The sequence below is a fragment of the Streptacidiphilus jeojiense genome, from assembly GCF_000719095.1.
Taxonomy (GTDB): Bacteria; Actinomycetota; Actinomycetes; order Streptomycetales; family Streptomycetaceae; genus Streptacidiphilus; species Streptacidiphilus jeojiensis.
Genome location: NZ_JOEH01000003.1, coordinates 163,348 through 186,617, shown reverse-complemented (window position 1 = coordinate 186,617; position 23,270 = coordinate 163,348). Strand labels below are relative to the sequence as shown.

Genomic DNA, 23,270 nt, shown 5'->3' with positions numbered 1-23,270 from the left:
GCCAGTTGCAGACACCTGGGGGCGCGGGGAACTGCGCGACAAGCCATGCAGCCACCTGCACTAGTCCGCCGGCCCCACCCCCGCCCGCCGGGCCAAGGCGACAGCCGCAAGCGTGCTGTGGACGCCGAGTTTGCCGAGGACGTTCTGCATGTGCGTCCGCACCGTGTGCGGGGAGAGGAAGAGCCGGTCGGCGACGGCCTGGCGGCCCAGACCGGCGACCATGCAGCGCAGCACCTGCTTCTCGCGCGGGGTGAGCGACTCGACCAGCCGCTCGCTCTCGGTGCGGTCGCGGCGGGCCGCGGTGAGCTCCCTGATGACCCCGGTGAGCAGCAGTGGCGGAATGTGCGTCTCGTCCCGCATGACGCCCTTGATGACGGCCATCAGCCGTCCCAGCGAGCTCTCCTTGGCGACCCAGGCGCCGGCCCCTGCCTGGAGGGCCTGGACCACCCGGCGGGGGTCGTCGTCGACGGCCAGGACGATCACCTGGAGGGTCGGATGCGCCGCCCGGGCCCGGGCGGCGAAGCTGAGGCCGTCACCGGCCGGGGCAGCGGGCGTCGTCGCCGGGGTGGTGGCGGGGTTGGGCGTCGCGGCCGTGCTGCCGTTGGTGGAGCCGGAGCCGCCGGTGCGGGGCGCCGGGATGCGGGCGGCCGGGCCTGCGCCTGCCGGCCCTGCCCCCGCCGGTCCCGCCCCTGCGGGGGGCGTGCCGTAGCCGGCCTTGCGCTGGGCGGGGAGGTGCACCACGGGGGCGCGTTGCGGGGGCGCGAGGGTGCGCCTGGCTTCGGGCAGCCGGGGCTGGCTCCCGGGCGGTGGCGGGGCACCGCCCGGGGTGAGGTCCGCGTCCACCAGCAGCACCTGGAACGGCCGGTTCTCGGCGGCGGCGCGCTCCAGCGCCCGCTCGGCGGCCTGCGCGCTGCCTGCCGCGGCGACGTCCACGTCCGGTTCGGCGGCCAGTGCCGTGGCGAGCGCCTCGGCGAAGATGCGGTGCCCGTCCGCGACCAGGACCCGGATACGCGCCACTGCTGCCCCCTGATCCTGCCTCAGTCCGGCCCCCCAGCCGGATGTTGATTCAGGGTAGCGAGATCGCGCACCGCCGTCGTCCTTGTTGCCGCATGCCGTTCAACAAGCAGGTCCCCGTGCCCCCGGAACCCCCGGGGGCACGGAGACCTGCGCGACCGGTCCGGCGCCGGCTACGCGAGTCGCCTGGCGCCCGCCGAGGGCACCGCGGTGAAGGCCCGGGGCGCGGTCCACCCCTGTGCGGCGAACGCGTCGGCCACCGCGGCTGCCACGGCCTCCGCGTCGGCCTTCTCGACCAGGGCGATGATGGAGCCGCCGAAGCCGCCGCCGGTCATCCGCGCACCCAGCGCGCCGGCCGCGACGGCGGTGTCGACCGCCAGGTCGGTCTCGGTGCAGGAGATCCGGTAGTCGTCCCGCATCGAGGCGTGACCCTCCGTCAGCAGCGGGCCGATGGCCCGCAGTTCACCGGCGTCCAGCAGTGCGGTGACCTGCTCGACCCGGGCGTCCTCGGTGACGACGTGCCGGACCAGGGCGCGCAGTCCGTCGTCCGGCAGCCGGTCCAGCGCGGCGTCCAGGTCGGCGAGGGCGAGGTCGCGCAGGGCCGGCAGGCCCAGGATCGCGGCGGCCTTCTCGCAGCCCCGGCGCCGCTCGGCGTAGGCGCCGTCCGCGTGGGCGTGCTTGACCTGGGTGTCGATGACCAGCAGCACCAGGCCGGCGCCGGCCAGGTCCAGCGGGACCTGGCGGGTCCGGCCCTCGGCCGGGTCGATGCTGCGGACGTCGACGAAGAGGGCGGCGCCCTCCGCGCAGCAGCTGGAGGCGAGCTGGTCCAGGATGCCGCAGGGCACGCCCACGAAGACGTTCTCGGCGTGCTGGCTCAGCAGCGCGAGCCGGGTGGGCGTCAGGCCCAGGCCGCAGAGGTCGTTGTAGGCGGCGGCGACGGCGCACTCCAGGGCGGCCGAGGAGGACAGGCCGGCGCCGACCGGTACGTCGCTGTCGAAGTACAGGTCGGCCCCGGGGACGGCGTGCCCGGCGTCGCGCAGCGCCCAGACCACCCCGGCGGGGTAGCCGGCCCAGCCCGGCACGGAGCCGGGGACCAGCTCGGACAGGGACAGCTCGGTGATCCCGGAGCCGTCCGGGGACTGGGCGCTGTGCAGCCGCAGCACGCCGTCCTCGCGCAGCGCGGCGGCGAGACGGGTGGCGTGCGGCAGGGCTATGGGGAGCATGAAGCCGTCGTTGTAGTCGGTGTGCTCACCGATCACGTTGACCCGCCCGGGGGCCTGCCAGACCACCTGCGGGGTGGTCCCGTACACGGCCTCGAAGCCCTTGGCCACGGCCTCGCGCACGGCCCCGTCTGGGCCGGTCCTGACCGGGCCGGTCCCGTCCTGATCGGTCACTGCTTACTCCTGTTCCAGTGCGAGGGCGAAGTTCCACGCGTCGGCGACGATCGCGTCGAGGTCGGTGCGGCGGGGGTTCCAGCCGAGCAGGGTGCGGGCCCGGGCGGCGGAGGCGACCAGCGCGGCGGGGTCGCCGGGGCGGCGCTCGGCGGTCACGGCCTTGATCTCGCGGCCGGTGACCCGGCGCACCGACTCGACCACCTCGCGGACCGAGAAGCCGCTGCCGTTGCCGAGGTTGCAGATCAGGTGCTGTCCGGACTCGGCGGCGGCGAGGGCCAGCAGGTGGGCGTCGGCGAGGTCGGCGACGTGGATGTAGTCGCGGACGCAGGTGCCGTCGGGGGTGGGGTAGTCGTCGCCGTACACGGCGATGTGCGGGCGCTTGCCCAGCGCGGCCTGGATGACCAGCGGGATCAGGTGCGACTCCGGGTCGTGCCGCTCGCCCTGGACGCCGTAGGCGCCGGCGACGTTGAAGTAGCGCAGCGAGACCGCGGCCAGGCCGTGGGCGTTCGCCTCGCTGGTGATCATGTGGTCGACGGCGAGCTTGGTGGCGCCGTAGGGGTTGGTCGGCGCGGTGCGCGCGGTCTCCTCGATCGGGCTGACCTCGGGCTCGCCGTAGACGGCGGCGGTGGAGGAGAAGACCAGGCGGCGGACGTCGGCCTTGCGCATGGCGCTCAGCAGCTCCAGCGAGCCGGCCACGTTGTTGCGCCAGTACTTCTCCGGGTCCGCGACCGACTCGCCGACCTGGGAGCTGGCGGCGAAGTGCAGCACGCCGTCGAAGGACCCGTCGAGCACGTCCGCGGCGTCCTGGATCCGGCCCTGGACGAACTCGGCGCCGGCCGGGACGGAGACGCGGTGCCCGGTGGAGAGGTCGTCCAGGACGACGACCTGGTGGCCGGCCTCCAGCAGGTGCGCGGCGACGACGCCGCCGACGTAGCCGGCGCCGCCGGTGACCAGGTATTTCGCTGACTGGGGGGTCATGGGGAGACCTCTCGTAGGCGCTTCGCCGCCGTCTCCGGCGACACGTCGTTGATGAACACGTCCATGCCCGATTCGGAGCCGGCCAGGAACTTGAGCTTGCCCACCGTACGACGGATCGTGAAGAGCTCCATGTGAAGTGCCAGTTCCCCGCCTGTGCCGGGCGGGCCGGAGCGGACCGGGGACTGGTGCAGCGCGGCGATGTAGGGGGTCTTGTTGGTGCCGGAGCCGTCGGTGTCGAACAGCAGGTCGAAGCGGCGCAGCAGGTCGAGGTAGACCGTGCAGAACTCGGCGCGCTCGGCGTCGTTGAGGGCGAGCAGGTCGCCGACCCTGCGGTTGGGGTAGAGGTGCACCTCGTAGGGCCAGTGCGCGGCGTAGGGGACGAAGGCGGTCCAGTGCTCCCCGGCGATGACGACCCGGTCGCCCTCGGCGCGCTCGGCGGCGAGCAGGTCGTCGAAGAGGTTGCGCCCGGTGCGCCTGCGGTGCGCGGCGGCCGAGGCGAGCATGCGCTCGGTGCGCGGGGTGACGAACGGGTAGGCGTAGATCTGGCCGTGCGGGTGGCCGAGGGTGACGCCGATCTCCTCGCCGCGGTTCTCGAAGCAGAACACCTGCTCGACGCCGGGGATCGCGGACAGTTCGGCGGTGCGGTCGGTCCAGGCGTCCAGCACCAGGCCGACCTGGGCGGGGGTGAGGTCGGCGAAGGAGGAGTCGTGGTCGGAGGTGAAGCAGACCACCTCGCAGCGGCCGTTGCCGGGACGGGCGTGGTGCGGCAGCGTCCCGGTGACGGTGTCGGGAGCGCCCGCGGCCGAGGTGGTGAGCGAGGGGAAGCGGTTCTCGAAGACCACGACGTCGTAGTCGGGCGCCGGGATCTCGCTGAGCCGTCCGTCGCGGGAGGGGCAGAGCGGGCACTCGTCCGCCGGCGGGTGGTAGATGCGTCCCTGGCGGTGCGAGGCGATGACGACCCACTCGTCGAGCAGCGGGTCGTAGCGGATCTCCGAGGAGGTGGCGGTGGCTTCGAGCGGCCGCAGGTCGGGGTCGTCGCGCACCGTGTCGTCACGGGAGTCGTAGTAGATCAACTCGCGGCCGTCGGCCATCCGAGTGCTGGTCTTCTTCACTACGCGCTCCATTTTTCACACTACGGCGAACCCCTTACCAACATATTCAAACACAACACATCATGAGTCAACACCCTGAACGAGCCGGTCGCGATCAGTCGTCCTGGGCGACCCGTTCCAGCAGCCCGGTCCGGGCCGCCACCGCCGCCGCCTCCAGCCGGGTCCGGGCGCCGAGCTTCATGAGTACCCGCTGCACATGCGTGCGGGCGGTGCTGGGGGCGATGGACATCCCCACCGCGATCTCCCTGGTGTCCTCCCCCTCGGCGATCCGCATCAGCACCTGCACCTCGCGCCGGGTCAGCAGCCGCAGCAGCCGCACCGCCTCGTCGTCCGGCTCGGCCGAGGGGCGCAGCAGGTGCTGGAACGCCGCCTGCAGCAGTTCCGGGGCCACGGCGGCCTCCCCGGCCCTGACTCTGGTCAGGGCGCGCTCGACCACCTCGATCCGGTCGTCCTGGCGGACGTATCCGGCCGCCCCGGCCCCGAACGCGGCAGCCACCCCGGCCAGGCTCGCGGCGCCCCCCATCACCACGACGCCCACCTCCGGACGCTCACGGCGGATCCGGCGCACCGCGTCGAAGGACGCGCCGTCCTCCGGGTGCGCGACCCCCAGCAGGCACACCTCCGGGCGCCGGTGCAGCACCAGTTCGGCCGCCGCACCCACCGGGGTGCCCACAGCGAGGATCCGGTGCCCCCTCAGCTGCAGCGCGGTCGCCAGTGCCTCCGCCAGCAGTCGGTGGTCGTCAACGACCACGAGCCGCACGCCCACGATTCCCCCTCGAAGTGACGCATTTGGTGTGACGCACCATCACAGCCCATGCCGTACACGTACCGCCAGCATGCCGCGCTGGGGAAGTCCCTGGACGGGTGCGGGCAAACTGGGGGCATGCACTCCGCACCCCACCAACTCGTCGACGAGGCCGTCCGTCTGCTGGACCGGCCCGGGCGGCGGCTCCTCGGCCTGTGCGGGCCGCCCGGGGCCGGCAAGTCCACCCTCGCGGCCGCGCTGCTCCACGGTGTGGACGCCCGGCTCGGCCCCGGGACGGCGGCGCTGCTGCCGCTGGACGGCTTCCACCTCTCCAACGCCCAGTTGGAACGGCTCGGGCTGGCCGACCGCAAGGGCTCCGCGCCCAGCTTCGACGTCCAGGGCTACCTGGCGCTGCTTCGCCGCGTCGGCAAGGGGACCGAGGCCGCCGACCACGACGTCTACGCGCCCGACTACGACCGGCTGCTGCACGAGCCCGTGGCCGCCCGGCACGTCATCGCCCCCGGCGTCCGCCTGGTCGTCACCGAGGGCAACTACCTCGGCCTGGACCTGCCGGGCTGGCGCGAGGCCGCCGCGCTGCTGGACCAGCTCTGGTACGTCGAGGCCCCGGACGCCCTGCGCGAGCAGCGGCTCGGCCGGCGCCACCGGGGCAACGGCTCGTCGCCGGCCCGAGCCCGCTCCCGGGTCGAGGGCAACGACCGCCCCAATGGCGACCTGGTGAAGGCCGTCCCGGCCGACCGCTACGACCTGGTGGTGCCCGGCAGCTGAGGGGGCGTCATGCGGCTGCGCGGCTGTACGGCTGTGCAGTTGTGCGGCTTGTACGACGAAGGCCCCCCGCCAGTGGCGGGGGGCCTTCGGTCCTGCTGGAGCCCCCATGCGGAATCGAACCGCAGACCTTCTCCTTACCATGGAGACGCTCTACCGACTGAGCTATAGGGGCGAACGAGGAAGACAATACCTGGTCATCGCCCCAGCATCAAAATCCACTCCCGCACACGTTCGACGTCACGGCGGCGGGGCCGTGACCACGGCCGCGAGGGCGGCCAGGGTGGGGCTGCCGGGGTCGAGGTAGTGGGAGTGCGGGTTGCCGTCGGGACCGTCCTCGGCGGGGAGCAGGCGGGCCCCGAAGGCGGGATCGGCGGGGCGGGTGCCGAACCAGCCCCGGGCCCGGTGCGACGCCCCCAGCTGCACCGGGAGCAGTGCCGCCGGCGCATGTCCTGCCAGCAGCGAGGCCAGCAGTCGCGGTGGGGCCGGCAGCCGCTCGGTGACCGGGTCGTCCGGGGCGGCAGCGGCCCAGACGTGCCCCGGCTCCATGCCGAGCTGCTCCGCGCGGACCGCCCCCGTCCCCGGGCTGCCGAGCAGGACGATCTCGTCGGCGGCGATCCCGCCGGGCCGTTGCGCGGCCTTGCCGACCAGCAGCGACCCGTAGCTGTGGCCGATGGCGGTGAGATGGGGCGGCGTGCCCCGGGCGGTGGTGGCCCGCAGCCCGGCCAGGAAGCGTCCGTAGTGGGGCGCACCGGCCATGGCTCGGGCAGGCGAGGCGCCTTCGGGAAAGCCGGACGGCGGGTCGTAGCCGAGCCAGACCACCGAGGAGGTCGGCCGCAAGCGGGGGGCCAGCGCCGCTGCCGCGTCGTGGACGGCCAGGGCGCGGGCCCCGTCCTTGCCGGCGACGTCGGCCAGAGTTGTCCCCATTCCGGGGACATAGACGGCGACGTCGGCCGCCCGGTCCGGATCGCCGAAGGCGAGCACGGCACGGCCCTGGCCCTCGACACCGATCGAGAGCAGCAGCGTCGACGGCGCCCCGTCCCGCCGGTACCTAAGCCGCTCCCTGACGGCGGTGAGGGCGGCGCGGCGGGACACGTCCCCCTCCGTGTCGATGAGACGGTCGAGCAGCACCCGATTGGCGCGGTCCCGGTCCGCGCAGGGGATGCCGTCCAGACCGCCGATGAGCTGTGGCGCGTCGGCGATGATCATCCGCCGCTCGTCGGCGCTGCGCTGCCACCACCAGTCCCGGACCTGGGCGGGACTGCTGCCGCGAGGGGGCAGCGAACCGGCCACCAGCGCGGTGGCAGAGGCTAGTTGCGTGGTGGCGGTGGGCAGGTCCAACGCGCTGCCGTCCCTGGCCTGCGCAGCCGAACGCAACAACTCTGCGGCGCAGCGCCCGTCGACTTCCGCCGCCTTCGCCATCGCGACGGCGAGGGCAGCGCCGTTGCTGTCGCCGTTGCACAGGACCGCGCGCACGGCGCCGCTCGTCTCCCGCAACTCCTCCGCGTACTGCGTCAGCAGGACGGCCAGCCCCTGCATCTGCTCCCCGGCCGCGATCAACCGCAACCGGTCGGCGTCGACGGCAAGGCCGGCCCGGAAGGCGGCCTCGCCCTGCCATGCCTCACCGGTGGCGCAGCGAGCACCACTCACCACGGCGGCCTGCTCGGCCAACTCCCGCGCCAGTGCGTCACAGGCCCGGCCCGCTGCGGCCATGGCTCCGACTTGCAGCTCGGCCACCTGCCCCGGTGTCGGACTCATGGGAGCACCGGCTGAATCGCCATGGAGGCCCGCACCGCCGCATCGGCCTCGCGGTAGTTCCGCGCGCTGACCCGCAATCGCCCGGCATGCCCGTCCAACGCCGCGACCACGGCCGCCAGGCGCACGGCCCAGGCCGCAGCACACTCCTCCAACGCAGCCCCGGCCCGCCAGCCCGCGAGCGCTCCCCCGGCCGCCGCGATCTCTCCGAGCCCACGTCGCACCGCGGATTCGACCTGAAGCGCCGCCGAGTTGAGCGCACTCGCCTCCGCGTCCAACACCTCCGGCCGAACCGCCAGCCCACCGCCCTCGATGACGTCCATGGAAGACCCTCCCGAGATGACACTCCGTCACCGAGAAGCCTAGAAAGCAACGGAGAGTCAGGAAGCGATTCGCCTTCCATTCACCCCAAGGGGTGAGCGCGGGGGCCAACTCCTCGGCGAGAGGCAGGGGAGCACAGCGAAGAGCATCAGCACTGAGCCGATGATCAGCAGCCAGCCCAGCGCCTGCTCCGCTCGCGGGTCGGAACTCCCGGAGATCTGTCCACCGACCCCTGCCAGGGCCTGGCCCACCATCCCGCACCAACTCCATGCCGCCACCCAGGCCAGGGCCAGCAGGACACGGAAGGCCATCGGCCGCGGCGGAGGGAACAGCGCGCAGACCGAGACACCCGTCGTCACCCCGGCCAGAACCGTCAGACCGACGCCAGTCGACGGGTACACATTCCCCACAGCCTTCGCCGCGCCGCTGGGCTCCCACAGCAAGGCAGCGCACATGCCGATCGGATAAAGAACGAGCGGCCTTCCCGTCGTCGGACGGATCACGAAGAGCAGAACGACGATCAGCCCGACGGCGAACAGCGGCATCAGCCCCCTGCTGATTCCTTCCGTGGGGTCGTTTCCGTAGAACACTGCCCGTCGAGCCGCGCTGCCACTGGTCAGCCAGACGATCAGGGGGACCAGAAAACAGACTTCGACAAGGACCACGCTGAGGAATCGGCAAGTGACCCAGATCTTGGACGCGTTCGCCGCGGCCCTGGCCCGCCGCGCCATCACGCTGCCTACCGGCCAGCCGGTCTCGTCGACGACGACGTTGCCGGAGGGCGGGGGCTGCCATCCCTGCCTGCGCGGACCTCCCGGTCCATCCGTGTAGTGACCGCTGTCAGACATTGACGGCCTTCGGCCAGTGCCCGAATGGGAATGCGCTCTGATCCACGGCTTCGTTCTGGAGATCGGAGAGTGCGTCAGCCTGCCCCTTGGCGAAGTTCGTCAGGGCGGAGACCAGAGCCACCACAGCAGTGAGGACCGCGGCACTGCCGCCGAGCGCGACTACCAGTCCGCCCGGGGCGGCGACCCCGGTAGCCGTCGCCGCTGATGCGACCCCGTAGGCAAACAGCAGCTGGACCGCTTCGACAAGTAGCCCGAGGTAGAACAGCGCTCCGCCCTCGGCGCACGATGCCAGCAACCCCTGGACCTTGTCGGCAATAGAGCCCAACCGCGCAGCTGCTGCCGACTGCGGACCGATCGCTTGGGTGTAAGCGGTAGCGGCCGCCCCCGTCCATGATCCGACCGAGCCCAGCGTGGAAGGAGTCACATTGGCAGCCACTCCAGTCGCGGACCCGCGCAAGCTCTGCCATCCATGATGGTTCTCCCACATCGACCAGGGGGCCCCGATGCTTTCCAGCGCATCCTCGAACATGCTGATCAACTGCTCGGTCGTGGTGTTGATCCGGCTCACCAGCTCGAGGATCACCTCCGCCACCGGTTCCGGGATGTACCACTCGTCCGCGAGATGTTGAGCCTTCACCTCCAGCTCAGACGCATGCAGATGGAGGATGCGAGGCTGCTCCCCGAGCTTCGACGTGGCTTCCTGGTACTGCGAAGGACTGAACATGCTTCCCCCTTGGGTCCGTCAACGCTGGAGTGCCTTGAACGACTGAGCCGTGGAGGCCTCTTGCTCGCGGTAGCCACGATCCGTTGTACGCAGGGCCTGCGCGATTCGGTGCATCTCCGAGCTGCCCTCGTTCGCACGCGCGGACACGGTCGATACCAGGTCATCGTGGGCGGTGACGATCATCTGAAAGATCCCGGCCGTAACGCGGTCAAGCCGAAGGCCTCCAGCCTTCGACGCAATGCTCTGCAACTGATCGGCATCGCTGTCCCATACACCGGCCTCCTGTTCCAGGGTGCCGTCCGGCACCGCATATCCGTCTTCGGCGGCCGGCATCAGCAAGCCCCTTCCGGCAAGGTCCGCGTCCCGGCACCTCTGCGTTCAAGCGCAGCCGTGATTTCGCCGATCAGTTCGTCCGAACGTCTGCCAAGTCGAGCGGCTGCGTTCTCCGGTGCGGCTGCCATCGCCGAGCGGGCTGAGGCGACTGCGGCTTGCAGCGCGGACTCAACCTCGTTGTCGGACACCGTCGCAAGCCAGCCCTGATCGAACTCGCACGACTGAAGGGTCTGCGCTGACAGCTGTACCCTCACCCGTCCATCCGCCGCAGTGCCTCGTTGAGCCGTGGACCCGGCGGAGGAGGATGCCAGTGCCTGCTCCATTACCGCCAGCGTCACAAGAAGATCTTCTACGATCTCCGACGGCTCGCGAACGCTCGGAGAGGGGGGCTGATGGCCACTCAGCCGTGGTGTGGGCACACTGCTCGTGACGCCTCCGCTCGGGCTAGTGAGCTGCTGCTGCGGTCCGGCGATTCCCTTGGCGACAAGATCGCGGCTCCACTGCGTCACCCGTTCCGCTACGGCCAGCTGAGCCGCCTCAACGACAGCGGAGCCGAGCGCCGAGGCCGATGTCGTCCGCCGCCAACCCGCGTGCAGTCGAACAGACTCCGGCAATCCGTCCAGGGCCAACCGCACCGTTACCGCGCCGGATCGGTCCGTCGCCTCGGCAGTGGGCAGCGGAATCTGCTCGAGTCTGCCGATGAAGTCCAGCGTGTCCGTCAACTTCTCCTGCAGCGCTTCAAGGCGCTGGAGCGCATCATCCATCCTCTGACCCCCGATTGATCCAGGTTGGACTCATGGTTGGACATCTCCATCGCGTGTCCGCCTAGGACCCAGCAGACTACCGGTGCACCGTAGAGCCGTACACGAATTTCTCTGACCAGGAAGGAGAATCGGTAGGTTTGCTACTGTCGGTACGGGTCGGGGAGGTGCCCGTACGGGTTGGACGGGGCGGAGGGCGGGGGCGGCGGGGGGCCGGGGCGCTTGTTCCTGCTGCGCAGGACGAAGGCGGCAACTGCGCCGAGGACGACCACGACGCCGACACCGATGCCGATGAACAGACCGGTACTGCCACCGGACTTCTTCGCAGCCGCCTGCGGCGCGGCGCTTGCCGACGCAGTCGCCGCCGGGGTACCCGACACGACGGGCGCGGCAGCGCTGCCACTCGGAGCGGCGGAGCTGCTGGCCGTGGTCTGCGAGGTCAGCGGGTTGACGTCAGCGGGACCGGGGTCGCCGGGGTTGGTGAGAGCGATCCGGGGACGGATGATGCCGTAGCCGTAGTACGGATCCTGCACGCCGGGTTGGTCGCCTTGGCTGGCCGTGTTCTTGAGGACGTTGAGTACCTGGTCCGCAGTCCAGGAGGGATGAGCGGACCAGAGGAGGGCAGCGGAGGCGGAGAAGATGGCGGTGGCATCGCTGGTGCCACTTGAGTAGCAATACCCAGTCGGGCCGTTGCATGCGTTGTACATGCCGTCGCCTGGGGCAGTGAAGTCTACCTGCGGGCCATACTCGGAGTATGAGGCAACCTGGCTCTTCGCATTGATGGAGCCGACCGCCGCAACACCGGGGAAGGCAGCAGGATATTCGACCGGATTCCCGATCTTGGCGTTGTTGCCGACACCCGCTACAACCAGTTTCCCTTTAGATAGTGCATAAGCCACGGCGCTGCGGACGTTCGGTTCATCCTCGATCTGAGCTTGCGAGATACTCAAGATCTTGGCGCTACTGTCCGCCCCGGCTCTGATAGCCGCAGCCAGTTGCGGGGAGTAGTTCGCGGCGAACGCAGCTTCGTTGTCGCCCTTTCCTACGATCCGCAGCGGAAGAATCTTCACTCCGGGGGCTAGGCCATACATGCCCTTGCCGTTCAGTCCCTTTCCAGTACCAGCAATCAGGCTCGCCATGCCGGTGCCATGGCTCTCCTTGTCGACGTCAGTAGTAGCCCCACCAGGCAGCCCGGAGAAATTTTGACCCGCAAGTACCTGCCCCACCAGGTCTGGATGGCTTGCATTCACTCCACTGTCAATCACCGCAACAGTGATGCCCTTGCCTGTCGAGACCGGCCACATCTGGTCGGTCGCGTGCATGCTTGTGAGCCACCACTCCTTGTCTCGAACGTCAAGGCTCGCCGCCCGCGCTGGGGCTGCGCTGCCCATGAGCAGCGCAGCTACCGCGCAGAAGGCTGCGATGGCAGGAGGCACCGCTCGTCCACCGGACCGTGCCACTGTGCTCTCCTTGCCCTCGCGCTCGATCATCCGTTCAAGAACCTACTGGATCACTGTCGGGTTGGCCTGGACGTCCTGGGTCCAGGTCTCCTCGTCCTCGGTGAGGTAGGCCGCGCGCTGACGCCTGCGCCCCTTGCCACCGGCGGCGCCACCCATGCCTCCGCCGCCCATCGGCATCATGCCGCTGCCGTGGCCCTCAGCCGCAGCCGCTGCTGCTCCTTCGCCGGCGGCGGAGGAGCCGAGCCCGGAACGCGCCGTGCTCGAACCCGCGCTCTCAGCCATGGACGCTGCTCCGCCGGTCGCCGCACCCTCGACGCCTGCCGAACCACCGCCGATACGGCCCCGCCCGAGAGCGGAGGCGGACATGCCCGCGCCGTCTCCCTCTGCACCGATCACGCCTGAACCCGAGCGACTGGTGCTGCGGGCGCTGACTGGAGTGGGCACACCACCGTGGATCCCAGTCTCGGGCTCCCCGGTCACGCCTCCCGTCCGGCTGTTACCGCCACCGATTCCGGTGCTGCTCGAACCGCCCGGTTCCGTGCCACCCGAGGTCACGCCGCCGGGGCCCTGGCTGCCGTTGTTGGTACCGCCGTTCACCCCACCGGGCGGGGGCGCAATGACGCTGCCGTTCCCACCACCCGTGCCGCCGTTGCTGCTGCTGGAACCGCCCGTCGTACCGCCGCCGCCACCTGTGTTGGTACCACCGGATCCTGACGGATTGTTGGGATCCCCAACACCCTGCAGTGTCGTCGAACCACTGCCCCCTGTGGAACCGCCACCCGTCCCGGTGCCAGAACTGGACCCGGGGGACGTCACCGGCTCGAAGGTGCTCGGCGCGGGATCATCGCCGGAGGAAGAACCTGAAGTGCTCTTCTTGGTGGTCTTGGTACCACTGGCGGTGGTTACCACACCGCCGGTGACGCCACTGCTAGTGGAGCCCTTGCTGACCTCTCCGAGATTGCCCCCCGAACTATAAATCCCGCTCCCCTGCGGCGGCATCAGCGCCGCCGGCGTCGGCGGGAACGTCGGGATCGTGCTCACCGTCAGGGTCGACTGGGCGCCCACGTATGCGCCGCCCAGCTTCTCCATCTGGCCGATGGCTTCCTGGTGCGCCGCGTCGAGGCGGGTCTGCGCCTGGTACGCGGTCTCCTGGCTGACCAGGTGGCTGATGGCGGGGCTGACGGTCCCGCTGTTGAGCGTCGGGTTCGTGGAGAACAGCGGCTTGGCGACCTTGGCCTCGCCGTCCGTGCCGATGAACGTCTGGGCACCGAACTGCTTCTTGTACGCGTCCACCGTCGCCTGGTCGGCCGCCGGGATCGGCGGGACCTGGGTGCTGCTCAGGGTCTCGCCCGCCATGTTGATCCCCACCGCGGTGTTGCTGGTGAAGATGGCGAGGGTGTCCGTCGCGGAGACGACCTGGCGGGCCCAGGTCTTGAAGGCGTCGCCCGCGTCACCGTCCCAGACCAGCCCGTTGATGTGCGTCGCAAGGTCGTCGGCGAGGCTCTGCATGTGCGTGCTGGCCTCGGCCAGCGTGGTGCCGACCTTGGTGACTGCCGCGGGATTGGCACCCGCCATCATCTTGAGCAGGTCAGCGTGCGTGAACTGCTCGAAGTTGGTGTTGGCGGACCACGAGTCACCGCCACCTGAGTCTCTCATGCCCCTACTCCCCGTTGCCCCTGGTCCTACAGCCCTCGGTTGTCCGTGTTGCCTGCGTTGCCCGTGTCGCTGGTACCGCTCGGCACGCTGGTGTTGCTGCTCGGCGTCGTCGTTGCACCAGTCTGCGGGTGCGGGTGCGGCGGCCGGTCGTCCTGCTGGTTGGCGATGTCGATCTGCTGCTGCACCGTCAGATTGGTCTGGCCGGGCGGCGGTACGGCGGCCGCGGTCTGCTGCTGGATCGTCCACAGCGTATCGACCTGGCTGGCTTCGACATTGTTGTAGCCGACCTGGGAGATCTGCACGGTGATGCTCATCGCGTTGATCTGGTCGGTCAGTGTCTGGGAGAGCTTCTGCAGCTGCTCCTGCACGGTGCTGTAGGTCGAGAAGAGGTCGATGACCTCGTCGAAACCCATCTTCCCGTCACCGGTGAAGACCGTTGTCCCCAGGCTGTTCATGTCGAACTGCTGACGGCCCATGGACGTGCTCGACGCAGGGCTGGCGGTCAGCGACGTGAGCAGTGAGTCCACCCTGTCGCGGAAGGTGGTGAGCGTGCTGAGCTCGGTTGTCAGGTCCGGCGCTGTCATGGTCCCCCTCCATGTACCCGTCATGCCAATCTGATCGATGACAAAGTTACCGCACAGCTCTGACGTCTCTCATGTGCGGGGCGGTTCCGGAGTACACGAAGTTGACTCCGGACCCCCTCCGCACGCCGCCGCCGGCGGCTTCGTCGGGCGTCCTCGGTCGGCTCGCGCCACTCCCGTCCTTACTCACCTCCCCCGTTCCCGGGTGCACGAAGCGCCGGGTACCCGGAAGCGGGACCACGGGCTCACGTCCCACCCGCTCGTCGGCCCACCCGTCCGTCGCAGGGCTTCGCTAACATCGGCAGCCACACGAACGATCGAGAGGTTGGCGGGCATGGCGGGGGACGACCTGGCGCTCGATCGCGCGCTGAATCCATGGATGTTCGACAAGTCCGGTGTTTCGCAGTACATCGACACACTGGCCTCCGGCTACAAGACGGATGCGACCCCGCAGAGCATCCAACAGAGCGGCCACCTCGACAGCCAGGCTCAGCAGGCGACATCGGACGCGGCGCAGAAGGCCGTGACCCACGCACTGCAGGGATCCGGCCTCAGCGCCCAGCAGATCAACGACTACGCCAGCACCGCTTCGACTGGGGCCTTGAACGGCTACCAGAACGGAGCCGGGGATGACGACCGAGTCAATGGGAACTACTCATAGTGGCAAAGGGACATCGTCGCACCATCGCCATCGCACTGGCAGCGGCGATGGTCGCCGTGGGGTTGACGGCACTCGTGTGGCAGCCCTGGCAATCGGACTCAGTGGCAACAAGCCTCCCGAATTCGGCTTGCTGGGGCGTGCTCAACCAGGCGGATGCTGCTTCAGTGATGGGTTCGAGCAAAAAGGTGACCAGCAGTGACGACGGCACATTGGTCACAGGCCTGTCCAACTCGGCACGTTCCGCCTGCTTGATCTATGGAGGAGGCGGAAAAACCCTGCTCTCCCGCGTGTGGGTGTTCTCCGAAGCGTCCAACGTGGCGAGACTGAAAGGGATTTCGGGCAACCGGATCACCGCACTGAACTCCGAGGTCAACGTCGTGGCCTTCCCCACGGGAGTCGCGCTCTACTTCAACTGCCAGGACGCGGCTTATGCACAAGGGTGGCCCTACGCTGCTGTACAGGTCGACTCCGGCTCCACGTCCTCGGCCAGTGGCTGGCAGCCCGGGTACGCGAACATCGCCCTGAAGATCGCCAAGGCCGTGGCTCCGCAGGCCCCGTGCAGGAACACCATCACGTGGCCGACCACCATCCCCTCCAGCGCGGCGTCGCCGTCGTGACCATGTCTCCCCCGACGTGCGCCGCGGCGGCTGCCGAGTGGCGGTCCGCCACCGAGGGCCCGGAGCAGCGCGCCGTCACCGACCGGGCGCGCTCGGTCGACCGCAGGGTCCGCCGGTGATCGGGACGCTGCGGGAACTCACCCTGACCAGTCGGCACACCCTGCACACCACGACCTTCGAGGTCTCCGTGGAGGGACAGCCGGACCCGGTCGTCCGGCTGCACAAGGACCATGTCTTCACCTCGGTCCACGCCCTGGCCGTCCACTCCGGCCCCGGTCTCGACGTCCTTGAGGGCTGGGTGACCCCGCGCTGGGCCGCGGACGAGAACAAGACCCGCCTGGGCACGGTGGACCACACCGACAGCCGGGTCGTCGGCGGCGAGCGGTGGACCTTCGAGCAGATCGGTCTGCCCGCCCTGGTCGGACGCCCCACCGGGACCACCAGGGCCCGCTACAGCGGCCCGCTGAACCTGGCCCCGATGAAGCGGACCATGGACATGCTCTTCACCTACCGGGTCAGGTTCCGGGGCCCCGGGTCCGAGGGGTTCGAGTTCGCCCGCCTCGCCGGTACCCGCCACCCGCGCTACTCGCTGCGCCTCCACGACGAGCGGGTCAGCACCCTGCTGGCCCTCTCCGCGGTCTACTACTACGACCGCGTCCTCGACGACGACCCCCGCAAGGGCCTGATGAACGCCTTCAAGTCGTTCCGGCCCGGCAGCTGAGCAGGACGGGACACGGGGCGGGGCCGGGCCCTCACACGTCCTCGGCGAGTTCCAGCCACTCCAGTTCCAGCTCGTCCCGCTCGTCCTTCAGGGCGCGGAGGCTGGAGTCCAGCTCGGCGACCTTGCCGAAGTCGGCGGCGTGCTCGGCCATCTGCGCGTGCAGCTTGGCCTCCTCCTTGTCCAGCTTCTGGATCTGCCGCTCCAGGCGCTGGAGCTCCTTCTTCGCGGCGCGGGTGTCCCCGGTCTTCTTCGGGGCGGTGGCGAAGGTACCGCCGCTGGACAGACCGGAGGAGGCCGACGGGGCGCTCGCGGCCTCCATCGCGTGCCTGCGGTCCAGGTACTCGTCGATGCCCTTGGGCAGCATCCGCAGGGCCCGGTCGCCGAGCAGGGCGTACACCTGGTCCGTGGTCCGCTCGATGAAGTAGCGGTCGTGGCTGACGATGACCAGCGAGCCGGGCCAGCCGTCGAGCAGGTCCTCCAGCTGGCTGAGGGTCTCGATGTCGAGGTCGTTGGTGGGTTCGTCCATGAACAGCACGTTGGGCTCGTCCATCAGCAGGCGCAGCAGCTGCAGCCGGCGGCGCTCGCCGCCGGACAGGTCGCCGACCGGCGTCCACTGCTTCTCCTTGCCGAAGCCGAAGGTCTCGCAGAGCTGGCCGGCCGACATCTCGCGGCCCTTGCCCAGGTCCACCCGGCCGCGGATCTGCTCGACCGCCTCCAGCACCCTCAGCGACGCCGGGAGTTCGGCGACCTCCTGGGACAGGTAGGCCAGCTTGACGGTCTTCCCGACGATGATCCGCCCCGCCACCGGCTGGACGTCGCCGTCGCTGGCCCAGGCCGCCTGCATGGCGCGCATCAGCGAGGTCTTGCCGGCGCCGTTGACACCGAGGATGCCGATGCGGTCGCCGGGGCCGAGGTTCCAGGTGAGGTGCTCCAGCAGCACCTTGGGTCCGGCCTGGACGGTGACGTCCTCGAGCTCGAACACCGTCTTGCCGAGCCGCGAATTGGCGAACTTCATCAGCTCGGCGCGGTCGCGCGGCTCGGGGACGTCGGCGATCAGCTCGTTCGCCGCCTCGACCCGGAAGCGCGGCTTGGAGGTACGGGCCGGGGCGCCGCGGCGCAGCCAGGCGAGCTCCTTGCGGACCAGGTTCTGCCGCTTGGTCTCCTCGGTGGCGGCGATGCGCTGGCGCTCGGCGCGCGCGAAGACGTAGTCGGAGTAGCCGCCCTCGTACTCGTGGACGGTGCCGTCCTGGACGTCCCACATCCGGGTGCAGACCTGGTCCAGGAACCAGCGGTCGTGGGTGACCACGACCAGCGCGGAGCGGCGGACCCGCAGGTGGCCGGCGAGCCAGGCGATGCCCTCGACGTCAAGGTGGTTGGTGGGCTCGTCCAGGACCAGCAGGTCGGGTTCGGCGATGAGCAGCTTGGCCAGCGCGATGCGGCGGCGCTCGCCGCCGGAGAGCGGGCCGATGACGGTGTCCAGGCCCTGGGCGAAGCCGGGGAGGTCCAGGCCGCCGAAGAGTCCGGTGAGCACGTCGCGGATCTTGGCGTTGCCGGCCCACTGGTGGTCGTCCATGTCGCCGATGACCTCGTGGCGGATGGTGGCCGCGGGGTCGAGCGAGTCGCTCTGGGTGAGCGCGCCGACGCGCAGCCCGCCGACGTGGGTGACCCGGCCGGTGTCGGCCTCCTCCAGCTTGGCCATGATCCGGGTGAGGGTGGTCTTGCCGTCACCGTTGCGGCCGACGACGCCGATCCGGTCGCCTTCGCTGACGCCGATGGACACACCGTCGAGGACGGCACGGGTGCCGTAGACCTTGACGACATTTTCGACGGTTACGAGATTGACTGCCACGGGTGCTGCGCTCCTGCGGGGCTGGGGGCTGCGCGGACGGACGCGTCTGCGACCCCTCCAGCCTAGTCGGAAGCGCGCGTCCACCCGTTCGGGTGAGGTCTGGGCATATGCAGGACGGGTACGCCGGAGCCGCCCTAGCGTCCGACTCATGGTCAGCTCCTCGCACGAGGCGATGCACCGGATCTTCCAGGAGGATCCGGGGATCTTCGCCCGAACCTTCGCTGCGCTCGGTATCCCGTTCCCGGAGCCGATCGCGGTCTCGCTCCTGCCCACCGACCTCACCGAGATCCAACCGCTGGAACGGCGGGTCGACAGCCTGCTGCAGATCGACACGGCGTCCGGTGTCAGCTACCTGCTGGCCGTGGAGGCCCAGGGCAAGAGGGATCCGGACAAGCCGGGGAACTGGGCCTACTACCTGGCCCACCTGTACGCCAAGTACCGCCTCGCCCCAGTGCTCCTGGTCACCTGCCAGGACCGGGCCACCGCCCGGTGGGCGGCCGAGCCGGTGATCATCGGGGTGGCCGGCTGGGAGACCTTGACCGTACGTCCCCTCGTCCTGGGGCCGCACAATGTGCCGGCGATCACCGACCCGGCAGTGGCCGCCGCCGACATCCCCCTGGCGACGTTCTCGGTGATCACACATGGTAGGGATCCGAACGCCGCTGCCATACTGAAGGCACTCGCCACCGCTCTGAAGACGATCGACGAGGACACCGCCCAGATCTTCGCCGAACTCACCGAACTGGGTCTGGGCACCGCCCCCGCCGCCGACCTCTGGAGGGACCTGATGACCGTGGACCTCGACTTCTTCCGCTCCCAGACCTCCCAACGCATCCGCGAAGAGGGCCGTGAACAGGGCCGTGAAGAGGGCCGCGCCGAGGCACAGGCCGCAGCCATCTTCGAGGTCCTCACCCTGCGGGGCATCAAGGTGTCGGACCGTGGACGTCGGCGCATCGCCGACTGCAGCGAATTCGACCTGCTCCACCAGTGGTTCCGCCGCTCACTCACGGCGACCACCGAGGACGACGTGTTCAGCGACGGCGACGAGCACTCTGGTCGGCTGTGACGGTCATGAGTTCCTCGGCCAGTGGCCCGACGGTAGCGGCGCTCAGGCCGGTTCCGGACTCGCCTCGGTGAGGGATCGGTCCCGGGTTTCGGGCAGGGTTGCGGTGCAGAGGGCGGAGACGGCGCAGGTGGCGGCGAGGTAGGCACCGACCGCCGGGGCGCCGAAGGCGGCGGCGAGGCGGGTGGCGACGAGCGGGGCGACGGCGCCGCCGACCAGCCCGCCGAGGTTGTAGGAGAGGGACGCGCCGGAGCAGCGGACCGCGGTGGGGAAGAGCTCGGACAGCAGTGCCGGGACCGGGCCGAGGCAGATGCCCAGGGCGATCAGGGCGCCGGTGAGTCCAGCGAGCATCAGCGGGGTGCGGGCGGTGTCCAGCAGCGGGACCAGCAGGGGTGACCAGAGCAGCCCGGCCACCGTGCCGACCAGGATCGTCCGGCGGCGGCCCCAGCGGTCGGAGAGCCTGGCGGAAGCGTAGGTCGCGGCGGCCAGGAAGACGTTGGCGATCAGCAGCAGGCCCAGCATCCGGGTCCGGGGCAGGTGCAGGTCGGTGGTGGCGCGGGCCAGGCACCAGGTGGTGGCGGTGTAGAAGAGGACGGAGCCGGCCATCACCGTGCCCGCGCCGAGCAGCAGCGGGCGGAGGTGACGCTGCGACAACTCCCGCAGCGGGGTGGCCGTCGCCCGCGTCCGGACGTCCGCCAGGAAGGCCGGCGTCTCCTCCACTCCCAGCCGCACCAGCAGGCCGAAGCCGACCAGGGCGATGGACGCGACGAACGGCAGCCGCCATCCCCAGGCCTGGAACCGGTCCTCCGGCAGCAGCACCGAGAGCAGCCAGAACAGGCCCGTGGCCAGGGCGAACCCGACCGAGGGCCCGAGCTGGACGAATCCGGCCAGCCGTCCGCGCCGCCCCTCCCCCGCGTGCTCGACCGCCAGCAGCGCCGCGCCGCCGAACTCGCCGCCGAGGCCCACCCCCTGGAGGAACCGCAGCACGGTGAGGGCGACCGGGGACCAGACACCCCACTGTGCGTAGCCGGGCAGCAGCCCGACGGCCGTGGTCGACAGGCCCATCAGCAGCAGCGAGACGACCAGCACCCGCCTGCGTCCCACCCGGTCGCCCAACTGCCCGAACACGGCGGCGCCGGTGGGACGGCCGAGGAAGCCGACCGCGTACACGGAGAAGGCCGCCAGCAGCCCGTTGACCGGGGTCAGCGCCGGGAAGAAGGTCCGGCCGAAGACCAGGGCGGCGGCGGTGCCGTAGATGAAGAAGTCGTAGAACTCGATGGTGGTCCCGACCAGCACGGCGGCGGCGATCCGGGCCGGGCGCACCGGGCGGGCCGGGCGCATCGGGCGCCCGGGCTCGGCGTCGGCGATGGGCTGACGAAGCGGCTGAGTTCCTGACATGTCGCCATAGTGACGGAGTGTGACCATCCGCCGCGATCACACGGGAGGGTGATTGCGACTGTCCGCCCCGCCCCGTCGCTCAGTCCAACACGGTTGCACCCGGGACCGGCCCTGCGGCCGGGAGGGCGGTGCGGCAGGTGCCGGAGGCGGTGAGGGTGGTGGCGAGGGCGGCGGCGGAGGCGGCGTCCTTGGCGAGGAACGCGCAGGTGGGGCCGGAGCCGGAGACCAGGGTGCCGATCGCCCCCGCGTCGGCGCCGGCCCGGAGGGTGGCCGCGAGGGCCGGGCGCAGCGAGAGGGCCGCGGGCTGGAGGTCGTTGCTGAGGGCGGCGCCCAGGGCGGTGGCGTCGCCGGTGCGGAGGGCTTCGAGCAGCACCGGGTCCGCGGCCGGGACCGGCAGGTCGGTGTCGGCGGAGCCGCCGTCCAGGTCGCGCAGCCGGTCGCACTCGCCGTAGACGGCCGGGGTGGAGAGTCCGCCGTCGGCGACCGCGAAGACCCAGTGGAAGCTGCCGCCGGTGGGAACCGGGCTGAGCACCTCGCCCCGCCCCTCCCCCAGGGCGACGCCGCCGAGCAGGCCGAACGGGACGTCGCTGCCCAGCTCCGCGGCGAGCTCGGCCAGCACGGCCGGGTCCGCGCCGGTCCCCCACAGGGCGTCACAGCCCACCAGCGCGGCGGCGGCGTCGGCGCTGCCGCCGGCCATGCCGCCGGCGACCGGGATGCCCTTGTCGATGTGCAGGTGCACCTGGGGGGTGATCCCGTAGCGGGCGCCGAGCAGCACGGCCGCGCGGGCGGCCAGGTTGCTGCGGTCGGCGGGCACCGCGGCGGCGTCCGGCCCGGCGACGGAGACGGTGAGCCGGTCCGCGGGGGTGACCGTCACCTCGTCGTAGAGGCCCACCGCGAAGAAGACGGAGGCCAGGCCGTGGAAGCCGTCGGCACGACGGCCGCCGACGGCGAGCTGGACGTTGACCTTGGCCGGGACCCGGACGGTGATCGTTGAGGACACGCGCCTATTCTGCCGCACCGTCGGTGTCGTCCTCGGCGGCGCGGTCCTCGGCGGCACGGTCCGCGGCGGCACCGCCCGGGGCCGGCCTGGCCTCGGCGATCCGGGCGAACTGCTCCACCGTCAGGGTCTCGCCGCGCAGCCGGAAGTCGATACCCGCGGCGGTCAGCGCCTGCTCCGCGGCGGCGGCCGAGCCGGCCCAGCCGGCCAGGGCGGCGCGCAGCGTCTTGCGGCGCTGGGCGAAGGCCGCGTCCACCACGGCGAAGACCTCCTCGCGGGTGGCCGTGGTCTCCGGGGGGTCGCGGCGGACCAGCGAGACCAGGCCGGAGTCCACGTTCGGCGCCGGCCAGAACACATTGCGGCCGATCGCCCCGGCGCGCTTCACCTCGGCGTACCAGTTGGCCTTGACCGAGGGCACCCCGTAGACCTTGTTGCCGGGGGCGGCGGCGAGCCGGTCGGCGACCTCGGACTGCACCATCACCAGGGTGCGCTCGATCGAGGGGAAGGTCTCCAGCATGTGCAGCAGCACCGGGACGGCGACGTTGTAGGGGAGGTTGGCGACCAGCGCGGTCGGTGGCGGGCCCGGGAGCTCGGCGACGGACATGGCGTCGTCGTGGACCAGCTCGAACCGATCGGCGCGGTCCGGCATCCGGGCGGCGACGGTGGTGGGCAGGTGCTGGGCCAGCAGCGGGTCGATCTCCACGGCGGTGACCCGGTCGGCGACCTCCAGCAGGCCCAGGGTGAGCGAGCCCAGGCCCGGGCCGACCTCCACCACCACGTCCTTCGGCCCGACCCCGGCGGCGCGGACGATCCGGCGCACCGTGTTGGCGTCGATGACGAAGTTCTGCCCCCGCTGCTTGGTCGGCCGGACGCCGAGGGCCGCAGCCAGGCCGCGGATGTCGGCGGCGCCGAGGAGCGGGCCCGGCTCCGCGGGGGCGCCGCCGAGGACGTCGGCGGGCTCGGAGGCGGGCGTGGGGGTGGGGGGTGTTCCGGGGCTGCTGCTCACGGGGTCAAGACTAGCCGCCGGCGCGGTGCCCGCAGGTGGGCCACGGTGAGCTGCCGCGCTGGTGGTAGAGCTGGCGGGCCCGGGCGGTCTGCTCGCCGGCCGGGGCGTCCTGCGGGCGGCCGTGGCCGCCGAGGTGGTGCCAGGTCGTGCTGTCGAACTGGTACAGCCCGCCGTAGCGCCCGCTGGGGTCCACCGCGTGCGGGTTGCCGCCGGCCTCGCAGCGGGCCAGGGCGGACCAGTTGAGCTCACCGGTGCCGTGGTAGGTGCTCGGGGAGGGGGCGCTGTCGGCCGACCGGGTGCGGTGGTGCCGGAAGTAGTCGCTGGTCGAGCGGTAGTGGCGCAGCGGCGGGCGGGCCGGCTCCTCCGAGCGGGAGGACCGGTCGGCCCCGGCCCGGACCGGGACCGGCATGGACCGGGCCAGCGGGGCCGACGGCACGTCCGGGGTGAGCATGGTGAGTGCGGCCGGCGGGGAGGGCAGCAGGTGGTCACCGGC

General features: G+C 71.1%; 23 protein-coding genes, 1 tRNA gene and 1 pseudogene. 5 read left to right on the top strand and 20 right to left on the bottom strand.

Going from position 1 to position 23,270, the window contains the following annotated elements; all coding sequences use genetic code 11:
* Positions 1–60: 60 nt before the first annotated feature.
* The 5 genes from IF29_RS0104470 to IF29_RS0104450 all read right to left on the bottom strand — a co-directional run bounded on the left by IF29_RS0104470 (position 61) and on the right by IF29_RS0104450 (position 5,264).
* On the bottom strand, positions 61–1,017 hold the full coding sequence (locus IF29_RS0104470) for a LuxR C-terminal-related transcriptional regulator (RefSeq protein ID WP_030249821.1): 957 nt from the start codon (positions 1,015–1,017) through the stop codon (positions 61–63).
* Positions 1,018–1,187: 170 nt separating this feature from the next.
* Complete coding sequence (galK, locus tag IF29_RS0104465; protein ID WP_051724877.1) at positions 1,188–2,408, bottom strand: galactokinase; 1,221 nt, start codon at positions 2,406–2,408, stop codon at positions 1,188–1,190.
* Between the two features lie 3 nt (positions 2,409–2,411).
* Positions 2,412–3,386, bottom strand: coding sequence for a UDP-glucose 4-epimerase GalE (gene galE, locus IF29_RS0104460; protein ID WP_030249817.1), 975 nt, complete (start codon positions 3,384–3,386; stop codon positions 2,412–2,414).
* Positions 3,383–4,498: a galactose-1-phosphate uridylyltransferase gene (gene galT / locus IF29_RS0104455; protein ID WP_030249815.1), complete on the bottom strand. Its 1,116-nt coding sequence runs from the start codon at positions 4,496–4,498 to the stop codon at positions 3,383–3,385. Before galT ends, galE begins: the two co-directional genes overlap by 4 nt.
* Before the next feature lie 94 nt (positions 4,499–4,592).
* Positions 4,593–5,264, bottom strand: a complete 672-nt coding sequence (locus IF29_RS0104450) for a response regulator transcription factor (RefSeq protein ID WP_030249813.1) — start codon at positions 5,262–5,264, stop codon at positions 4,593–4,595.
* Positions 5,265–5,381: 117 nt separating this feature from the next.
* On the opposite strand from IF29_RS0104450, the gene IF29_RS0104445 reads away from it, so the two are divergent.
* A complete protein-coding gene (locus IF29_RS0104445; RefSeq protein WP_030249811.1) occupies positions 5,382–6,029 on the top strand; it encodes a nucleoside/nucleotide kinase family protein in 648 nt (215 codons plus the stop codon).
* A 96-nt stretch (positions 6,030–6,125) separates the two neighbouring features.
* On the opposite strand, the gene IF29_RS0104440 is transcribed toward IF29_RS0104445, so the two are convergent.
* The 10 genes from IF29_RS0104440 to IF29_RS43195 all read right to left on the bottom strand — a co-directional run bounded on the left by IF29_RS0104440 (position 6,126) and on the right by IF29_RS43195 (position 14,468).
* Positions 6,126–6,201 (bottom strand) — tRNA-Thr (locus IF29_RS0104440).
* A gap of 65 nt (positions 6,202–6,266) precedes the next feature.
* A complete protein-coding gene (locus IF29_RS45820) occupies positions 6,267–7,763 on the bottom strand; it encodes an alpha/beta hydrolase (protein WP_051724876.1) in 1,497 nt (498 codons plus the stop codon).
* 17 nt (positions 7,764–7,780) lie between these two features.
* A complete protein-coding gene (locus tag IF29_RS45815; RefSeq protein WP_030249807.1) occupies positions 7,781–8,104 on the bottom strand; it encodes a WXG100 family type VII secretion target in 324 nt (107 codons plus the stop codon).
* Between the two features lie 57 nt (positions 8,105–8,161).
* A complete protein-coding gene (locus IF29_RS45810) occupies positions 8,162–8,950 on the bottom strand; it encodes a hypothetical protein (protein WP_157623595.1) in 789 nt (262 codons plus the stop codon).
* A complete protein-coding gene (locus IF29_RS0104420; protein ID WP_030249803.1) occupies positions 8,943–9,674 on the bottom strand; it encodes a hypothetical protein in 732 nt (243 codons plus the stop codon). The genes IF29_RS45810 and IF29_RS0104420 overlap by 8 nt, the downstream gene beginning before the upstream one ends.
* 18 nt (positions 9,675–9,692) lie before the next feature.
* Complete coding sequence (locus IF29_RS0104415) at positions 9,693–10,007, bottom strand: hypothetical protein (RefSeq protein WP_030249801.1); 315 nt, start codon at positions 10,005–10,007, stop codon at positions 9,693–9,695.
* Positions 10,007–10,771, bottom strand: coding sequence for a hypothetical protein (locus IF29_RS0104410; protein ID WP_030249798.1), 765 nt, complete (start codon positions 10,769–10,771; stop codon positions 10,007–10,009). Before IF29_RS0104410 ends, IF29_RS0104415 begins: the two co-directional genes overlap by 1 nt.
* Positions 10,772–10,911: 140 nt before the next feature.
* Positions 10,912–12,258 (bottom strand): type VII secretion-associated serine protease mycosin, encoded by a 1,347-nt coding sequence (gene mycP / locus IF29_RS44345; protein WP_084713513.1) that lies wholly within the window; start codon positions 12,256–12,258, stop codon positions 10,912–10,914.
* A 12-nt stretch (positions 12,259–12,270) separates the two neighbouring features.
* Positions 12,271–13,884, bottom strand: coding sequence for a WXG100 family type VII secretion target (locus tag IF29_RS0104400; RefSeq protein WP_030249793.1), 1,614 nt, complete (start codon positions 13,882–13,884; stop codon positions 12,271–12,273).
* Between the two features lie 26 nt (positions 13,885–13,910).
* Positions 13,911–14,468, bottom strand: a complete 558-nt coding sequence (locus IF29_RS43195; RefSeq protein ID WP_051724874.1) for a hypothetical protein — start codon at positions 14,466–14,468, stop codon at positions 13,911–13,913.
* 331 nt (positions 14,469–14,799) lie between these two features.
* On the opposite strand from IF29_RS43195, the gene IF29_RS0104390 reads away from it, so the two are divergent.
* From IF29_RS0104390 to IF29_RS0104375, 3 genes are all read left to right on the top strand, one after another.
* The gene (locus IF29_RS0104390) at positions 14,800–15,126 is read left to right on the top strand and encodes a hypothetical protein (protein ID WP_030249788.1); all 327 of its coding nucleotides are present in this window, start codon (positions 14,800–14,802) and stop codon (positions 15,124–15,126) included.
* Positions 15,126–15,743: a hypothetical protein gene (locus tag IF29_RS45805; RefSeq protein WP_157623594.1), complete on the top strand. Its 618-nt coding sequence runs from the start codon at positions 15,126–15,128 to the stop codon at positions 15,741–15,743. The genes IF29_RS0104390 and IF29_RS45805 overlap by 1 nt, the downstream gene beginning before the upstream one ends.
* Positions 15,744–15,858: 115 nt before the next feature.
* A complete protein-coding gene (locus IF29_RS0104375; protein ID WP_030249786.1) occupies positions 15,859–16,464 on the top strand; it encodes a hypothetical protein in 606 nt (201 codons plus the stop codon).
* Positions 16,465–16,495: 31 nt separating this feature from the next.
* On the opposite strand, the gene IF29_RS0104370 is transcribed toward IF29_RS0104375, so the two are convergent.
* The gene (locus IF29_RS0104370) at positions 16,496–18,313 is read right to left on the bottom strand and encodes an ABC-F family ATP-binding cassette domain-containing protein (protein ID WP_030249783.1); all 1,818 of its coding nucleotides are present in this window, start codon (positions 18,311–18,313) and stop codon (positions 16,496–16,498) included.
* A gap of 148 nt (positions 18,314–18,461) precedes the next feature.
* On the opposite strand from IF29_RS0104370, the gene IF29_RS0104365 reads away from it, so the two are divergent.
* Positions 18,462–19,379 carry a hypothetical protein gene (locus IF29_RS0104365; protein WP_030249781.1) on the top strand — a complete coding sequence of 306 codons (918 nt, stop codon included), beginning with the start codon at positions 18,462–18,464 and terminating at the stop codon, positions 19,377–19,379.
* A 42-nt stretch (positions 19,380–19,421) separates the two neighbouring features.
* Here IF29_RS0104365 and IF29_RS0104360 read toward each other — a convergent pair whose 3' ends face one another.
* From IF29_RS0104360 to IF29_RS0104345, 4 genes and pseudogenes are all read right to left on the bottom strand, one after another.
* Positions 19,422–20,774, bottom strand: coding sequence for an MFS transporter (locus IF29_RS0104360; protein ID WP_232242017.1), 1,353 nt, complete (start codon positions 20,772–20,774; stop codon positions 19,422–19,424).
* 79 nt (positions 20,775–20,853) lie between these two features.
* A complete protein-coding gene (locus IF29_RS0104355; RefSeq protein ID WP_030249776.1) occupies positions 20,854–21,774 on the bottom strand; it encodes a 4-(cytidine 5'-diphospho)-2-C-methyl-D-erythritol kinase in 921 nt (306 codons plus the stop codon).
* A 4-nt stretch (positions 21,775–21,778) separates the two neighbouring features.
* A complete protein-coding gene (gene rsmA, locus IF29_RS0104350; protein ID WP_051724899.1) occupies positions 21,779–22,669 on the bottom strand; it encodes a 16S rRNA (adenine(1518)-N(6)/adenine(1519)-N(6))-dimethyltransferase RsmA in 891 nt (296 codons plus the stop codon).
* Positions 22,670–22,787: 118 nt separating this feature from the next.
* Positions 22,788–23,027, bottom strand: a pseudogene (locus IF29_RS0104345) (transglycosylase family protein); the annotation flags it as partial.
* Positions 23,028–23,270: the final 243 nt, after the last annotated feature.

What these genes read in the sequence shown, in the direction of transcription:
- galE (WP_030249817.1), bottom strand. Translation starts at nt 3,386, where the DNA reads ATGACCCCCCAGTCAGCGAAATACCTGGTCACCGGCGGCGCCGGCTAC.
- IF29_RS0104445 (WP_030249811.1), top strand. Translation starts at nt 5,382, where the DNA reads ATGCACTCCGCACCCCACCAACTCGTCGACGAGGCCGTCCGTCTGCTG.
- IF29_RS45815 (WP_030249807.1), bottom strand. Translation starts at nt 8,104, where the DNA reads ATGGACGTCATCGAGGGCGGTGGGCTGGCGGTTCGGCCGGAGGTGTTG.
- IF29_RS45810 (WP_157623595.1), bottom strand. Translation starts at nt 8,950, where the DNA reads ATGTCTGACAGCGGTCACTACACGGATGGACCGGGAGGTCCGCGCAGG.
- IF29_RS0104420 (WP_030249803.1), bottom strand. Translation starts at nt 9,674, where the DNA reads ATGTTCAGTCCTTCGCAGTACCAGGAAGCCACGTCGAAGCTCGGGGAG.
- IF29_RS0104415 (WP_030249801.1), bottom strand. Translation starts at nt 10,007, where the DNA reads ATGCCGGCCGCCGAAGACGGATATGCGGTGCCGGACGGCACCCTGGAA.
- IF29_RS0104410 (WP_030249798.1), bottom strand. Translation starts at nt 10,771, where the DNA reads ATGGATGATGCGCTCCAGCGCCTTGAAGCGCTGCAGGAGAAGTTGACG.
- mycP (WP_084713513.1), bottom strand. Translation starts at nt 12,258, where the DNA reads ATGATCGAGCGCGAGGGCAAGGAGAGCACAGTGGCACGGTCCGGTGGA.
- IF29_RS0104400 (WP_030249793.1), bottom strand. Translation starts at nt 13,884, where the DNA reads ATGAGAGACTCAGGTGGCGGTGACTCGTGGTCCGCCAACACCAACTTC.
- IF29_RS43195 (WP_051724874.1), bottom strand. Translation starts at nt 14,468, where the DNA reads ATGACAGCGCCGGACCTGACAACCGAGCTCAGCACGCTCACCACCTTC.
- IF29_RS0104390 (WP_030249788.1), top strand. Translation starts at nt 14,800, where the DNA reads ATGGCGGGGGACGACCTGGCGCTCGATCGCGCGCTGAATCCATGGATG.
- IF29_RS0104365 (WP_030249781.1), top strand. Translation starts at nt 18,462, where the DNA reads ATGGTCAGCTCCTCGCACGAGGCGATGCACCGGATCTTCCAGGAGGAT.
- IF29_RS0104360 (WP_232242017.1), bottom strand. Translation starts at nt 20,774, where the DNA reads ATGTCAGGAACTCAGCCGCTTCGTCAGCCCATCGCCGACGCCGAGCCC.